The following is a 15,672-nucleotide window of genomic DNA, read 5'->3' as shown; positions in this document are numbered from 1 at the left end:
TACCGCATGGCTGCACCGAAAAAGACCGCTGCCCGTGGGCGGCCGCCCAGCATCACCCGGGAGCGCATCGCCGACGCCGGCATTGCCATGACGCTGCCGGGGCTGAGCTTCGTGGGCGTAGCGGCGGCGCTGGGGGTCAGCCACATCGCGCTGTACAAGCATGTGGCGAATCTGGCGGCACTGCGCGAGCTGGTGGCCGAGGCGATCTTCGAGCGTTGGCAGGCACCGCCGCTGGATGCCGCTGGCCGGCGCAGCATCGAGGAGGATCTGCGTGCGTTCCAACGTTCACTGCGGACGCTGGTGGACGGGAATCCGGGCCTGGCGCCGTTCCTGGTCAGCCACGGCGCGAAGACACCGGAGATGCTGGCGCGCATCCAGCGCCACCATGCCGAATTCAGCCGCGTGCATGGCCTGCCGCTGGAGCAGGCGGCGTGGCTGTTGTCCACCGTGGCCTATCACGCCGTGGCGTTGGCCGACACCGTGTACTCGCGGCATGCGGTGGTGGATACAACGCGACGTCCGTTGGATCGGAAGGCGCAGGAAGCCGAGTTCGACCGCAGCATGGAAGCGTTGATCATCGGTGCATTGGCGATGTGCGGGCGCACGGCAACGTAGTCGCCAACCTTGGTTGGCACCGCGATACATCGTTGCCCACCAAGGTGGGCATCTACCGGTCACGCGGCATCCTTGTGCTCCGCATCTTCCATGCCCGGGCTGACGCGGCGGCCGATCTCCTTCCGCGAGGTAACCGCCAATCCTGGTTGGCACCGTTGCCCCGGTAGTCGCCAACCTTGGTTGGCGCCGCGATATATCGTTGCCCACCAAGGTGGGCATCTACCGGTCACGCGGCGTCCTTGTGCTCCGCATCTTCCATGCCCGGGCTGACGCGGCGGCCGATCTCCTTCCGCGAGGTAACCGCCAATCCTGGTTGGCACCGTTGCCCCGGTAGTCGCCAACCTTGGTTGGCGCCGCGATATATCGTTGCCCACCAAGGTGGGCATCTACCGGTCACGCGGCATCCTTGTGCTCCGCATCTTCCATGCCCGGGCTGACGCGGCGGCCGATCTCCTTCCGCGAGGTAACCGCCAATCCTGGTTGGCACCGTTGCCCCGGTAGTCGCCAACCTTGGTTGGCGCCGCGATATATCGTTGCCCACCAAGGTGGGCATCTACCGGTCACGCGGCGTCCTTGTGCTCCGTATCATCCATGCCGGGGCTGACGCGGCGGCCGATGTCCTTCAACCGCGCCAGCTGATCCACCATCGACGGTGCATCATCCAGGCTGCCGACGAACGTCCACAGATAGGTCATCACCGCGTACACATGGCCCGGGGTAACCCCGTCGGTGGTGGCGAGACGGCCAATGGTCAGCGCGAACAGCACCGCCGCCGCCGCGCCAACGACCACGAAGGCACCGGCTTCGCGATCGGAGAGCAGGATGCGCAGCCGCGACAGCGTGGTGTAGTGGCGACGCAGCACCGAGGGACTGACCCGGTCGACCAGGCGGATCTCATGTTCCAGCCGGTTGTTCAGGCGTCCATGCAGCTGCTCGTTGCGGCGTGCGAACGACGGCAGCAGCAACAGCGCGCCCAACAACGCGACCAGGCTTGCAGCGCCCACCAGCGGTTCGATCGCCAGCAGCATCGCCGCCGCACCGAACATCGATACCAGCGCAGTGGCGATGATCGGCACGTGCTTCTCGAAGAAGTCGACGAACTCACGGGCCAGTACAACGCGCGCGGCCGAGGTGGAGGTGGCCTGGCCCAGCCTGCGCTGCGCCTGCACCACATTCACCGCCAGGTCGGCATAGATGCGGGTGAAGGTGCGGGTATCGACCGCACGGCGGGCGGCGCCGACCAGCCAGAACAGCAGCACCACGCCGGCGTAGGAGATGGCATGGCCGATGTTGCCACGAATGATCGCGTCTACCGCGAAGCCGGCAAACAGCGGATAGGCCAGCAGCAGCGCATTTTCCAGCGCCACCAGCGAAAAGGTGCCGGTGAGCTGCCACGGGTAGGTGCGCAGGATGGCCTTGAGGGTGGCGGCCGCGTTCTGCTGGCCGATGCTGCCGGCGGCGGCCGCCGGATCGTGCGGGTGTTTCATGGGGATGCCTGGGCGAGGTGGAGGCAGGGCAGGGGGCCGGATACCTGCCGCCTCCCTGGTCACGCCCAGTATCGGCGGCCCTTTGGAGCGGGTATGGAGGGACGATGGAGATTGCGTGGAGGAACCGGCGCCGTTCAGCGATGCGAATGCCCACCAAGGTGGGCCGCTACCAGGGCAGTGTCTACCGCCTCAACGGCGCGCATGCACCGGCCAACGGATCTCGAACGAACTGCCGCCACGTTCGGTGGCCCGGCATAGCGCCGTTCCGTGATGGGCCACGGCAATCGCACGCACCACCGCCAGGCCCAGCCCGGAGCCACCGCTCTGCCGCGAACGCGAGACATCGGTGCGCTGGAACGCTTCGAAAATGCTGTCACGCAGTTCGTCCGGCACACCGGGGCCGCCATCCTCCACCGCCACCGTGCAATGACCCTGCGCCAGCGTGACGCGCACCCGCAGCGGGCAGGGAATGGCATGGCGACGCGCGTTCTCCAGCAGCGCCAGCACCGCCTGGCGGATGCGCGCCGGATCGCAATCCGCCAGCGACGGCCGCGCGTCCAGCCTTACCGAGAACCCGCTTTCGTTCAGTGCCTCGGACATGGCTTCCACCACCGCGGCCACCTGCACACTGACATCGCTGCGCTGCAGGCGCAGATCCAGGTGGCCACTCTCGGCCAGGCTGACCACGCGCAGGTCCTCGATGATGCGGGTCAGGCCTTCCAGCTGGGTGAGCATGCTGTTGAACTGCTCCGGGCCCGGCTCGAACACGCCTTCGGCGATGCCCTGCAGGCGGCCCCGCAGGATGGTCATCGGCGTGCGCAGTTCATGCGCGATCGCGGCGTTCCAGAACACCCGGTTCTCCGACATCCGGCTCAGCCGCTCTGCCATGGAGTTGAAATCGCTGACCAGCGTGGCCGCTTCGGCCATCGTAGTATCACCACCGCGTGCACGCGCTTCCAGATCGCCACTGGCGACCCGGCGCAGGCTTTCGGCCACCGAATTCAACGGCGTGATGATGCGCCGGGTCAGGCGCGAGGCGACCAGTGTGGCGAAGATGACGACCACGGTAGCGGTCAATCCGATCCACAGCCATTCCAGCCCGGACGGCATGATCGTTTCCGGCTCGTCATACCAGCGCGGGTAGAACACCTCCATCAGGTAATAGAACAGGTAGAAGCCGCTGATCGACAGCACTGTCGAACACAGCGAGGCCACCGTGATGGACAGCGTGATCTGGCGTCCGATGCTCTTGCCTTTGGGATTCATCATTCAGTCCAGGAAGCGGTAGCCGACGCCGCGGATGGTGGCGGGAATGCCGATCACGCCGACATCCTCCAGCTTGCGCCGCAGTTTGCTGACATGGCTGTCGACGGTGCGTTCCTGCGCGTCGCCCTCGGGCAGGCAGGCATGCAGGAGATCGGCCCGCGCATGCACCTGCCGTGGCGCACGCGCCATGTGCACCAGCAGCCGGAACTCGGTGAGGGTGAAGTTCAGTGCGTGCACCTGCTCGCCGTTGCGCACCGTTACTTCGTGGCTGCGCAGGTCGATCTCGAAGGGCCCTTGGCGGATCAGTCCGTTGGGCGCTTCGACCACGGTCCGGGAACTCCGGCGCAGCACGGCCTGGATGCGGGCGACGATCTCGGCCGGATTGAATGGCTTGGCCACGTAGTCGTCGGCGCCCACGCGCAGGCCGGTCAGCTTGTCCACGTCCTGGTCGAGCGCAGTGAGCATGATGACCGGGGTGTTGCCGATCCGTCGCAGTTCGCTCAGCACCTGCCAGCCATCCAGTTTTGGCATCTGCACATCCAGCAGCACCAGGTCCGGGCGCAGTTGGCGGTGGCTGGCGAGTGCCGCCTCACCGTCGGCGGCGCGGGCGCTGCGCAAGCCGGAACGGGCCAGGTAAGCGCTGAGGATGTCGGCGATTTCGCCCTCATCTTCGGCAATCAGCACCAAGGGTGCCTGTCGGGTACGGAGATCGTGTTTCATCGCGTGCTGCGGGTTCAGGGCAAGGGTGGGCAAGGGCGGGATCAGGAGCAGGGTCATCGTCGGCGCTGCATGTCCTGCGCCTCTTCGTTGGCAGCCCAGGCCAGGGTGGCCAGCACCAGCGTGCGCTGCAGGCTGGGTTCCACTGCACCTGCGCCGCGCAGCTGCTGCAGCATCAGGGTGGACAGCGCCGCCGGCAGCTTGCTCCAGCGCGATGCCATGGGGGTGGTGTTTACCCGGGCCTGCAGCCGCGAGGCCATACCCAGGATGGCGCGCAGGCGCAGTGCCAGCAGGGCGACGACCACGAGAGTGGCTAGGGCGAACAGCAGATGCAGGGTGACGTCGGCGACCGGGTGCGTTGCCGCCCAGACCGCCAGACCCATCAGCGCCAGCGACGCGAGAGCGCCGGAACGGCCGGTGCCACCGGGCCCATCGCTGCGGAACCCCACCAGGGCGGCCGCCCCGAAGCCCGCCAGCAGCGGGGGTAACGGATCCGGCGCGGCCAGCATCCAGCTGGTGGTCGATGCCAACACGACGGCGATCAACCACGGCGAAGGCGCACACCACGCCAGGTAGGCACGGCGCACATCGATGGGTGGCAGGTCTGGATGGGAAAGGGACACGGCAGGCGGGCAGTCGGCGAGGCCGACGAGGCTAGCGACCGTTGATGGAGACTCGGTCGAGATTGTGTCGAGATTGCGTGGACGCAGGCCGCAGCATTCAGGCGCGGGGCTGGTGCCTGAACGGCTGCCGCGCCTCCATGCAATCTCCACAGTGGCTCCAAGAAACGTCCATCCGCGGCTTCCAGACTGCGGTTTCGGCGGTCGCACGGGGCGACTGCACGCAGCCGGGCGTTTCGATGAGCAACCGCAGGACCTGGATCATTGCCGCTACGGTGGCCACATTGGCCGCCGGCGCTGGATGGTGGGCGTTCGCCGGCGGCGATGATGCCGCGCTGATCACTGCGCCGGCAAGGGTGGCAGATCTGGAGAAGACCGTACAGGCGGTCGGCCGGGTCCATCCCAAGGAGCTGGTGGCGGTGGGTGCGCAGGTGTCCGGCCAGGTCAAGCGCCTGCATGTGGTGCTGGGCCAGCGCGTACAAGCCGGTGACCTGATCGCCGAGGTCGATTCGCAGCCGCAGCGCATCGCACTGCGCAGCGCCGAGGCGGCTACCAATACGCTGCGTGCCCAGCATGCCGCCAGCCAGGCCCGCTATGCGCAGGCCAGTCGCGCTTACCAGCGGCAGTCGCAGCTGGTGGCGTCGCGCCTGGTGTCACAGGAAGGTTTCGAAGCCGCACGCGTGGCACGCGATGCGGCACGCTCAGAGGTGGCCGCGCTGCAGGCGCAGATCGACCAGGCCGTGACCCAGGTCGAAACCGCACGGATCAACCTGGGCTATACCCGCATTGTGTCGCCCAGCGACGGCTACATCGTGGCCATCGTCACCAAGGCCGGGCAGACGTTGAACTCGATGCAGACCACGCCGACCATCGTGATGCTGGCGCAGATGGATACGATGACCGTGCGCGCCGAGATCGCCGAGGCCGACGTCGAGCTGGTGGCACCGGGACAACCGCTGTGGTTCTCGACCTTGGGGCCGAGCGGCCGCCGCTATGAATCCCACCTGCAGCAGCTGGAACCGGCGCCGTCCTCGATTGCCGACGTCGCCACCGGCAATGCGGGTGGCTCTGCGCAGACGCCGAAGGCGGTGTACTACGCTGGCCTGTTCGACGTGGCCAATCCCGGCCTGAAGCTGAAGCCTTCGATGACGGTGAAGGTGACCCTGCAGCTGGCGCGGGTCGCCAACGCGCTGCAGGTGCCACTGACGGCGCTGGCCGATTCGGATGGCAAGGACGGCAGCCGCGGAACCGTGCGCGTGGTGGACACGAAGGGCCGCCCCCAGGAGCGTGCGGTGACGACCGGCCTGCGCACCGCCACCGCCGTGCAGATCCTGTCCGGCCTGCGCGAGGGCGAGAACGTGGTGGTCGGGCAGGCGCCCAGCGGCGGCGAATCCGAACCGACCAGCCTGCTGGGGATGTGAGCATGGCCGACGCACTGCTGGAACTGCATGGCGTATCGCGCGCCTATCGCTCCGCTGCCGGCGAGGTGGTGGTGCTGAAGGACGTTTCGCTGCGCATCGATGCCGGCGAGTTCATCGCCATCATCGGCCCCTCGGGCTCGGGCAAGTCCACGCTGATGAACATCCTTGGCTGCCTGGACCGGCCGACCGAGGGCAGCTATCGGGTGAACGGCGAGGCCACCGAGCAGATGGCGCCCGACGCGCTGGCACGCCTGCGCCGCGAGCATTTCGGCTTCATCTTCCAGCGCTACAACCTGATGGAGAACCTGAGTGCCACCGAGAACGTGGCGCTGCCGGCAGTCTATGCCGGCGTGGAGGCGGACGTGCGCACTGCGCGTGCACGCACGCTGCTGGAAACACTGGGGCTGGGCGAACGCACCGCGAACCGCCCGAGCCAGCTGTCCGGAGGCCAGCAGCAGCGCGTGTCCATTGCCCGTTCGCTGATGAACGGCGGCGCGATCGTGCTGGCCGATGAACCCACCGGCGCGCTCGATCACGCCAGTGGCCAACAGGTGATGGCCGAGCTGAAGCGCCTGCATGCACAGGGCCACACGGTGATCCTGGTGACGCACGATGCAGCGATCGCCGCCAACGCGGCGCGGGTGATCGAGATCGCTGACGGCCGGGTAGTGGCCGACCGCGGCAAGCGGGGATCGCGTGCTGCGGCTGAAACTCCCGGGACCGAACGCGGCGCGTCGCCGGTCACCGAGCGCCGCGCACGCATGGACGCAGTTCGCGAAGCCGCGCGCATGGCCGTGCGCTCGATGCTGGCCCATCGCCTGCGCACGCTGCTGACCATGCTCGGCATCATCATCGGCGTAGCGGCCGTGGTGACTGTGGTTGCGCTGGGCAAGGGTGCACAGGCGCAGGTCGAATCACAGATCAACGAACTGGGCGCCAGTACGCTGGAGATCTTCCCGGGCGCCGATTTCGGTGACCCGCGCTCGGCGGAGATCGAGACACTGGTGGTGGGCGATGCGGACCATCTTGCGGCCTTGAGTTACGTGGACAGCGTGAGCCCGAACCTGAGCGGATCGGTGGCGGCGCTGCAAGGCAATCGGCGTGCCAACACCCAGGTGCTGGGCGTAGGCGCCGACATGCCGCGCGTGCGTGGGCTGCGGCTGAAGGCCGGCCGTTTCTTCACCGACGCCGAAGTGGATGCGCACCGTGCCGTGGGTGTGGTCGACCAGAAGGCGGCCAAAGCGCTGTTCAGCGGCAGCCCGATCGGCAGCACGGTGCTGCTGGGCGGCATGCCGGTGGAGGTGATCGGTGTGGTCGGGGCCAATGCGTTCGCGGGTGGTGCAACCCCGACTGTCTACGTGCCGTATACCTCGGCGGCCTCGCGGCTGCTGGGCAGCGAGCGCCTGGAGAGCATCACGGTGCGTGTGCGCGACAACGTGCCCACCAACGCCGCCGAAGCCTCGCTGGGGGCCGAGCTGGAGCGGTTGCATGGCCGTCGTGACTTCTTCATCTACAACGCCGACCAGATCCGCAAGGCGGTGATGAAGTCCAGCCAGACCATGGCCGCGCTGGTCTCCGCCATTGCCGCCGTGGCGCTGGTGGTCGGCGGGGTGGGGGTGATGAACATCATGCTGGTCTCGGTGAAGGAGCGCGTGCGCGAGATCGGCGTGCGGCTGGCGGTGGGCGCGCGGCAGGGCGACATCCTGCGCCAGTTCCTGATCGAGGCCGTGCTGATCTGCCTGTTCGGTGGCGTGCTGGGGGTGCTGTTCGCGTTCGGGGTGGGTGCACTGTCCAGCCTGCTGTCGCTGGGTGTGCCGTTCCTGTTCACGGCGGGGCCGGTGCTCGCCGCGCTGGCATGTTCGTCTGCGATCGGGCTTGGCTTCGGCTACTTCCCGGCGCGCAGTGCCGCACAGCTGGACCCGATCCAGGCGCTGGCAGCGGAGTAGGCGCAGGCCCGCTGCAGGACTTGTAGAGCCGAGCCTGCGCTCGGCTGCTCTCCGGCCAGATCACGATGAATCCTGCGCTGCGAGCAGCAAGCCGAGCATGGGCTATGCCGGTCGTCCTGACCGGCACCCTTCGGGCCGTTGCACGCGACGTTGGCAACGGCTCCTGCCGTTGCCTTCGGCTCTACAGGAGCATTCTTGCGGTGGAGTGAACGTGTCAGCGTGGCGGGAAGGCAATGACGATGTCGTTCAGCGGCAACTGGTTTTCACGTGGCATGGCCATGCCGGGCTTCCAGGCCTCCCCTTGGCCGAACAGCTGCGCCTCGCTTTCAGGCCCGAAATCGTCGAAGGCCTGGAAGACGTACGGAATGCCCTCGGAGCCTTCGAACGTGGCCTTGTTGGAAAGCTGGAAGTGCAGATGAGGTGCGGCGGAATTGCCGGACTGGCCGAGCTGGGCCAATGCCTGTCCGCGCTGGACCCGTTGCCCGGCCTCTACCTTGATGCTGCCGGTTCGCAGATGGGCGTAGCTGGCAAACACACCCGGCGAGATTTCCAGGACAACGTAGTTACCGAACAGGCCGTCGGCCGTCAGTGCGCTGGGTTCCGGCTGCGCGGTCAGCGGCGGGTGCTCCGGTTGCCCGTCACGGACCGCGCGCACGATGCCGTCGGCCACGGCCAGTACGGGCGCGGCATAACCGACCCAGTCCGAATGGCGGGTGTGCTGCAGATCCCGGGCTGTTGGACGCACGGCGCGCCCACGTTCGTCGACGCCGACCAGGTCGAGCGCGAAGCGCTGTGGAATGGTCAGATCACCATTCACCGCCACCAGGCTGCCCCAGTGGTGCGACTGCGCCGCGCCGGGCCCTTCATGGGCCAGCCATCGACCGCCTTGCAGGGGCGGACCGAGCACCATCACCGGCGCCGCGTTGACCGCAACGTGGGCGCCATCCAGTTCCATACTGCCGCCGCGCTCGGTGCCCAGCAGCATGCGGTGGCGAAGGATGTGCGGCACGTTACCGGTGGCTGGCAGGGACAGCCACAGGAACACCACCAGGCGCTTTCCCGCTGCAATGGAGATGGCGCCATCCTCTGGAGGCGACGGCCGTACCCAGTGGCGCAGGGCAGGGGCATCCAGGCTCAGCAGCGGGGTTTCGGCGTCGTCGCCGAACACCTGCAGCGATTGCGGCTGCAGCGCCCCGGTGTCGCCGTAGTAGTTGGTGATGTGCAGCTCGTAGGCCAGATGGCGCAGGCCGTCGCTGCCAACGAAGGGAGTCGGTGCGAAGGGCACCCGTGCTTCGACCGGCGCAGGTGCTGGCGCTGACAGGGTGAGGGAAGGAAGCAGTAACAGCAGCAGAGCCAGGCAGACGCTGCGGATCATGCGTGTTCCCCCAGGCCGACGGTGGCCGCTGCCGAGCATAGCGCTACGCCGGGGGCGCCGGTACACCGGCGGGCGTATCAGGGCGCTGGCCGTGGATGTTGGCGCACGCGTGCGCGCTCGCGATACAGGCGGCTGTCGGCACGCTGCAGGGTATCGGCCACCGACTCGCCGGGGCTGTGATGGGTCGCGCCCAGTGAGAACGGTGTGGGTGACTGTGCAGCCTGCTGCGCATACCACTGCTCGAGCGCGGCCAACCGACCCGGTTCCGGTGCGGTCAGCACCACCATGAATTCGTCGCCGCCCATGCGCACCACGTTCTCCGCCGCGCCCAGCGGCGAGCGCAGGAAGGCGGCGAACTCGACCAGCACCGTGTCACCCCGCGCATGGCCCTGGGTGTCATTGATCTGCTTGAAATGATCCAGATCGAACATCAGGCAGGCCCAGGGCTGGTCGATCAGTTCGTCCAGGCGGGGCAGGAAGCGGCGGTTGTAGCTCTGGGTGAGTGGATCCTTGAAGGACATCTCGCGCAACTGCTGTTCCTGCATCCGCAGCGCCGTGACGTCCTGCGCATGGCCGAGCACGTAGGGTGGGGTGGCCTCGTTGTCGAGCACGTTGTGATACGCCCAGAAATGCCGGGTACCATCGGCGGCGATCAGCTCGATGACGCCGGCATCGGTGTGGTTGACTGCGATGCGATCAAGATAGGCCTTGAACGCGGCCCGCTTCTCCGGCGGCATCAGGTCGCACAGGCTGCGCCCGATCATGTAGCTCTCATCGAAGCCCAGCGACTGCACGGCTGCCGGGTTCACCGAGGTCAGCACGCCATCCAGCGTGTGCGTGCAGATCAGGCCAAGGCTGTAGTGGAACAGCCGCCGGTAGCGGGTTTCGCTGGCCTCCAGTGCATCCAGCGCGGCGCGCTCCTCGGTGATGTCCTGGATGGCGCCGACCAGCCGAGGCCGCCCATCGATCTGCTGCCGGCCGCCGACCACACGGGTCCAGATGGCCCGTTCATCGGCGGTGGTCATCGGCAACTGCACTTCCCAGGAGATGCCTTCATCGATGCAGCGCTGCACCGCTGTGCGGATGATGTTGCGGCTGTCCTCGCGATAGAACGACAGCGCGGTTTCGAGCGTTGGTTCGAAGTTGCTGCGCACGCCGTGAATCTGCTTGGTCTCGCGGGTCCAGCGGACCTCGTTGCTGGCCAGGTCCATTTCCCAGCCACCCACCCGCGCCGCGCGGTTGGTGCGCTCCAGGAAGTCCTCGCTGCGCTTCAATTCGCGATGCAGGGCCTTGGCCTGGCCGACCTGCGCCATCAGCGTGCTGCGCTGCTCCAGTACCTGGGTGGTGACCCGGGCCAGATGCACCATCAGTTCGCGTCGCGAAGGCGACAGCACGCCGGGCATCGGGTCGAGCAGGCACAGTGTTCCGATGCGTGCGCCGTGCGCCGAGCCGAGTGAGATGCCGGCGTAATGGCGGATGCGTGGGCCACCGGTGACCAGCGGATTGCTGGCGAAGCGCGGGTCCTGGCGCGCGTCGGGAATCTCGAACAGCGTGTCCTGCTGGATGGCATGCGTGCAGAACGAAATCTCGCGTGCGGTCTCGCTGACGCCTTCCAGCCCGATGTTGGCCTTGAACCACTGCCGCTCGTCGGCCACTACCGAGATCAGCCCCATGGTCATGCCGGTGGCGGCACGGGCGGCGGCGACGATCGCATCGAAAACAGGCTCTGGCGGTGTGTCGAGCAGGTGCAGGCGGTCGAGTTCAAGCAGTCGTTCGGCTTCGTCCATGGCGCTTTTCAGGGCAGGGTGGCGAGGGCGGCTTCGGCTGTCGGGCACTACGCTAGTGCGTACCGCGTTATGTATCGCCACGACGGGGTGATGCCGACGTGACGCGTTGGCATCAGCGTTTCGGTGGGCCGCACGTGGGTCGAGCCAAAACGTGACGGCGGTCGCGGACATGCAGCGCGTGTCGAACGACGGGGTAACGACGGGGTAGTGCCGGCCGCTGGCCGGCAACCTCATGACAGCCGGGTCATTGCGGATGCCGGCCAGCGGCCGGCACTACCGTTCGATAGGCCGGCAGGCGACGCAACATCTGCATCACGGATGCCTTCCGCCAGCAGCCGCAATGGTGGGCTGCATAGGCTGGGTAGTGCCGGCCGCTGGCCGGCAACTTCGTGACGTCGCGGTACTGGAGATGCCGGCCAGCGGCCGGCACTACTCCATTACACGACCAATCGCATCGGCCAGCAGGGCGCGGACCCGTTCCGGCGGCAGGTCGGGGTCGCGCACGGCACGCATGGCCAGGCCTTCCACCAGCAACCGCAGCAGCAGGGTGCGTCCGGCGATGCCTTCCTCGTCGACGCGCCGGCCCAGATTGAGGTCACGCTGGCGCAGCCAGGCATGGATCGCTGCGCTGGTCTGCTTGTCGTGGGTGCGCAGCACCTCGGCCAGCACAGGGTCGCGGTGAGCCTCGGCGTTGATTTCCGCATACAGCGCCACGCTGGCAATGGCATTGCCGTGGATCGGCAGCACCTCGCCGCGTGCCCATTGCTGGTAGCACGCGAGCAGGCCATCGACCAGATCCGAGGCCGCCGGCATCTCGCTGATCGAGGCCTGGTCGTGACGCAGCTGGCGTTCGATCAGGGCCAGGATCAGGGCGCGCTTGTTGGCGAAATAGCGGTACATCAGCCCCTGGCTGATCTCGGCCTCGGCGGCGATATCGCCGATGGAGCCGGCATGGAAACCGCGGGTGATGAAGCACTTCTGGGCGGCGTCGAGGATGCGACGGCGCTGGGCTTCGGCATGGGCGGCGGCAGGGGCGTCAGCGGGTACGGCTACGGCGGTTTTCGGCGTCATTGCGTGAAGTCGGGGCGTCCAGAGGCGGGATAGTACGTCACAAAAGGTGTGAATGAACGGTCATTCATTTGTAATTCCCGCCTCCCAGACTGCGCCGGCCTTCTCCTTCCGCGAATGAGTCCGATGCGCCACGCCCTGCTGCACCGCCCGCTGCTCACCCTCGCCATTGCCGCCGCGCTGCCGGCACTGGCCCATGCCGAAGACAGTCCCAGTGCCGACGCCGAGGCATCCGCCGAGGCCGCGCGCACCGTCGTTGCCCTCGACCAGGTGATGGTGACCGCGCAGAAACGCGCCACCAACCTGCAGGAGACCCCGATCTCGGTATCGGTGGTTGATGCCGAAGCGCTGAAGGGCCGCAGCGCGATTTCGCTGGGCAGCCTGTCCGATGGCTCCATCCCGTCGCTGCGGGTCACGCCGTTCGCTACCCGCAGTTCGGCGCTGAACATCGGCATCCGTGGCATCGGCGCCTCCGGCGACGCCAACCAGCCGGCCCGCGACGCCGGCGTCGGTATCTACGTCGACGGGGTGTTCATGGGCCGCGCACAGGGCCTGGGCAACATGCTCTACGACGTGGAGCGCATCGAAGTACTGAAGGGCCCGCAGGGCACGCTGTTCGGCCGCAATACCGAAGGCGGCGCAGTGAGCATCGTGACCAAGGCGCCCACCGGCGAATTCGGCGGCAGCGTCAGCGCCGGCGTGTCCAACTTCAGCGGCTACAACAGTGCGCTGCACCTGGATCTGCCCAAGGTGGGCGATGTCAGCTTCAAGATCGACGCCGTGCAGGCCAAGCGTGGCGGCACCACCGACAACCCGATGCGCGGCGAGCGCGACTTCAACAGCTACGACAAGCGCGGCGCACGCCTGAGTGCGCTGTGGCAGCCGAGCGATGACTTCTCGCTGCTGTACGCGTTCGATCGCTCCTACGACGCCACCACGCCGTACCACACCCAGGTGCTGGTGCCGGGCGCGTACCTCAGCCCGTTGCAGAAGGCCGGTGCCAGCCTGGATCGCCGCGACAGCGCGATCCTCGGTGGACCGCAGGAAGACAACATCGGGCGTACCAGCGGCCATCTGTTGAACCTGTCGTGGACGCTGAATGACAACCTGGAGCTGAAGTCGATCAGCTCATACCGTGAACTCACCCAGGGCCAGTTCGACATGGGCCTGGTCGATGCGATTTCCGCTTACGGTGGTGCAGGGACGCCGTTCGGTCGTTACAGCCTGGCGCAGGTCTACCAGCACCAGTACAGCCAGGAATTCCAGCTGATCGGCAATACCTCGCAGGTGCAGTTCCTCGGCGGAGCGTTCTACTACCACGAGACTGCCGATGACAATGCGCAGACCCCGAACATGCTGGTCTGGGGGCCGGGTGGCAACAGCTACACCGTGAATCCGGCGACCAACCCGCTGGATCTCTCGCGGGTACGCATCGACCGCGCCAGCAAAGCGTGGACGGACAGCCTGGGCGTGTTCGGCCAGGCCACGTGGACGCCGGAAGCACTGCAGCGCCTGCACCTGACTGCCGGCGGTCGCTACACCCGTGATGACAAGAAGGGCAGTCTGTACACCGTCAACGGCGCGGCGACGAATCTCGCTTTCAAGGACCGCTGGAGTCGTTTCGACCCGATGGTCAACATCGCCTACGACCTCGGCGATCACGCGATGGTCTACGCCAAGTACAGCACGGGCTTCAAGGCCGGCGGTGCCAATTCGCGCTCGACCAACTACACCGCGTTCGGTCCGGAAGAAGTGACCGCCTACGAGCTCGGCTTCAAGTCGCAGTTCTGGGACAACCGCGCCCGCCTGAACCTGGCGGTGTTCGATTCGACCATCGCGCACAAACAAATGGACTTCTCGCTGCCGTTCGACCCGAACAGCGGCGAAACCCGCACCACCATGGTCACCACCAATGCACTGAGCGATGGCAAGTCCCGGGGTGCGGAGCTGGAGTTCAACGTGATGCCGGTGGACAACCTCACCCTCGGCCTCAACTACGCCTACACGAAGATCGATGCGCAGACAGCAACCGACCCGTTCGGTGCGGGCGTGCAGGTGACCGTGCAGCCGCTGCTGGCGCCGAAGAACGCCGGCAGCCTGTCGGTCGACTATCTGGTCCCGTTCGCCAACTTCTCGGCGCTGAAATTCCATGTGGACGGCAACTGGTCCGATGGCTACTACACCAGCGAGTACGACCAGATGCTGACCGACAGCTCGTTCGTGGTGAATGCACGGGTGGCGCTGGTGGACGTTCCGGTCAGCAGCACCGGCACCACGATGTCGTTCTCGCTGTGGGCGCGCAATCTGCTGGATGAGCAGCACCTGTTCTACAAGCTCAACAGCCCGGCGCTGGGCCAGACCGGCATCTTCAATGACCCGCGCACCTTCGGCCTGGACGTGGCCGTCAACTTCTGATTCGAACGGAGAACTCCATGAAGCACCGCTCTACCGAACTTGTCCTGGCCCTGATGCTCAGCCTGCCGCTGGCCGTGACCGCCGTTGCTGCCGATGCACCGCAGGCCACCGCCGCAAAGCCGACGGCCGCTGCCAACGTGAAGCCGGTCGCTGCCGACGCGCAGCGGCTGATCCCGCTGCAGGGAGCCTGGAACGTGCGCACCTTCGCCGGCCTGCAGGGCCGCCATGGCCCGATTCCGGCCGACGCGTTCGTGCGCACCGCCGATCTCGGCCGCCTCACCGATGCCGACCGCGACGCCCTGGCCGCGGCCGGCGTGAAGCTGGACATCGACCTGCGCACCGCCGATGAGGAAGCGCAGTCACCGGACCTGCTGGCCAGGGATGATCGCTTCGACTACCAGCGCATCTCGCTGATGGGCACGGAGAAGATGGACCTGCAGAAGATGATGACCAGCTTCCCCGATTCGCTCGGCGCAGCCTATGTGCAGTGGCTGGGCCACAGCCAGCCGCAGTTCAAGCAGGTGTTCCAGCGCATCGCCGCGCAGCAGGACGGTGCCGTGCTGTTCCATTGCACGGCCGGCAAGGACCGTACCGGCATCATCGCTGGCCTGCTGCTGGACCTGGCGGGCGTGCCAACGGCCGAGATCGTGCACAACTACGCGATCTCCGCGCACTATCTGGAAGGGCAGCCGAAGGACAGTGCGATGAACGCGCAGATCATGGCGCTGATCAAGCAGAACCCGCAGATCGCCCGCAAGATGGCGGGCATGTCCGGTACCGCACCGGACAACATGGAGCAGTTCCTGGCGGCACTGCACAGCCAGTACGGTGGTGCGGAGGGCTACCTGAAGTCGATCGGGGTCAGCGAGCAGGAGATCCAGCAGCTGAAGGTGCGGCTGGGGCAGGCCGGCTGAGGGTAGTGCCGGCCGCTGGCCGGCTCCCCGGTGACGTCAAG

General features: G+C 67.0%; 12 protein-coding genes. 5 read left to right on the top strand and 7 right to left on the bottom strand.

The annotated features are described in order from the left end of the window. Positions 1-6: 6 nt before the first annotated feature. The gene (locus D5301_RS09030) at positions 7-615 is read left to right on the top strand and encodes a TetR/AcrR family transcriptional regulator (protein ID WP_153855420.1); all 609 of its coding nucleotides are present in this window, start codon (positions 7-9) and stop codon (positions 613-615) included. Between the two features lie 560 nt (positions 616-1,175). Here the strand turns inward: D5301_RS09030 and D5301_RS09025 are convergent. The 4 genes from D5301_RS09025 to D5301_RS09010 form a co-directional block, all read right to left on the bottom strand. Further along, positions 1,176-2,102, bottom strand: a complete 927-nt coding sequence (locus D5301_RS09025; protein WP_153855419.1) for an ABC transporter six-transmembrane domain-containing protein — start codon at positions 2,100-2,102, stop codon at positions 1,176-1,178. Positions 2,103-2,291: 189 nt separating this feature from the next. Continuing rightward, entirely contained in the window at positions 2,292-3,368 is a 1,077-nt protein-coding gene (locus D5301_RS09020) for an ATP-binding protein (protein WP_153855418.1), read from the bottom strand. A 3-nt stretch (positions 3,369-3,371) separates the two neighbouring features. Then, positions 3,372-4,088: a response regulator gene (locus D5301_RS09015; RefSeq protein ID WP_153855623.1), complete on the bottom strand. Its 717-nt coding sequence runs from the start codon at positions 4,086-4,088 to the stop codon at positions 3,372-3,374. A 53-nt stretch (positions 4,089-4,141) separates the two neighbouring features. Further along, on the bottom strand, positions 4,142-4,708 hold the full coding sequence (locus D5301_RS09010; protein WP_324187296.1) for a hypothetical protein: 567 nt from the start codon (positions 4,706-4,708) through the stop codon (positions 4,142-4,144). 236 nt (positions 4,709-4,944) lie between these two features. Between D5301_RS09010 and D5301_RS09005 the strand changes: the two genes are divergently transcribed. Then, positions 4,945-6,126, top strand: a complete 1,182-nt coding sequence (locus D5301_RS09005) for an efflux RND transporter periplasmic adaptor subunit (RefSeq protein ID WP_153855417.1) — start codon at positions 4,945-4,947, stop codon at positions 6,124-6,126. Between the two features lie 2 nt (positions 6,127-6,128). Continuing rightward, a complete protein-coding gene (locus tag D5301_RS09000) occupies positions 6,129-8,072 on the top strand; it encodes a MacB family efflux pump subunit (protein WP_153855416.1) in 1,944 nt (647 codons plus the stop codon). A gap of 214 nt (positions 8,073-8,286) precedes the next feature. Here the strand turns inward: D5301_RS09000 and D5301_RS08995 are convergent, their stop codons facing one another. The 3 genes from D5301_RS08995 to D5301_RS08985 all read right to left on the bottom strand — a co-directional run bounded on the left by D5301_RS08995 (position 8,287) and on the right by D5301_RS08985 (position 12,305). Further along, positions 8,287-9,447 (bottom strand): M23 family metallopeptidase, encoded by a 1,161-nt coding sequence (locus tag D5301_RS08995; RefSeq protein ID WP_194936621.1) that lies wholly within the window; start codon positions 9,445-9,447, stop codon positions 8,287-8,289. Positions 9,448-9,524: 77 nt separating this feature from the next. Then, a complete protein-coding gene (locus tag D5301_RS08990) occupies positions 9,525-11,234 on the bottom strand; it encodes a diguanylate cyclase (RefSeq protein ID WP_153855414.1) in 1,710 nt (569 codons plus the stop codon). Between the two features lie 429 nt (positions 11,235-11,663). Then, on the bottom strand, positions 11,664-12,305 hold the full coding sequence (locus tag D5301_RS08985; RefSeq protein ID WP_110712439.1) for a TetR/AcrR family transcriptional regulator: 642 nt from the start codon (positions 12,303-12,305) through the stop codon (positions 11,664-11,666). Between the two features lie 123 nt (positions 12,306-12,428). Between D5301_RS08985 and D5301_RS08980 the strand changes: the two genes are divergently transcribed. Together D5301_RS08980 and D5301_RS08975 are read left to right on the top strand one after the other, a co-directional pair. Further along, the gene (locus D5301_RS08980; RefSeq protein ID WP_194936620.1) at positions 12,429-14,717 is read left to right on the top strand and encodes a TonB-dependent receptor; all 2,289 of its coding nucleotides are present in this window, start codon (positions 12,429-12,431) and stop codon (positions 14,715-14,717) included. A 17-nt stretch (positions 14,718-14,734) separates the two neighbouring features. After that, the gene (locus tag D5301_RS08975; RefSeq protein WP_153855412.1) at positions 14,735-15,631 is read left to right on the top strand and encodes a tyrosine-protein phosphatase; all 897 of its coding nucleotides are present in this window, start codon (positions 14,735-14,737) and stop codon (positions 15,629-15,631) included. The last annotated feature ends 41 nt before the right edge of the window (positions 15,632-15,672 follow it).

Source organism: Stenotrophomonas sp. MH181796 (genome assembly GCF_009659995.1).
GTDB classification, from domain to species: Bacteria; Pseudomonadota; Gammaproteobacteria; order Xanthomonadales; family Xanthomonadaceae; genus Stenotrophomonas; species Stenotrophomonas riyadhensis.
Note: the sequence above shows the minus strand (reverse complement) of the source record. Positions and strands in the feature narration are given on the sequence as shown.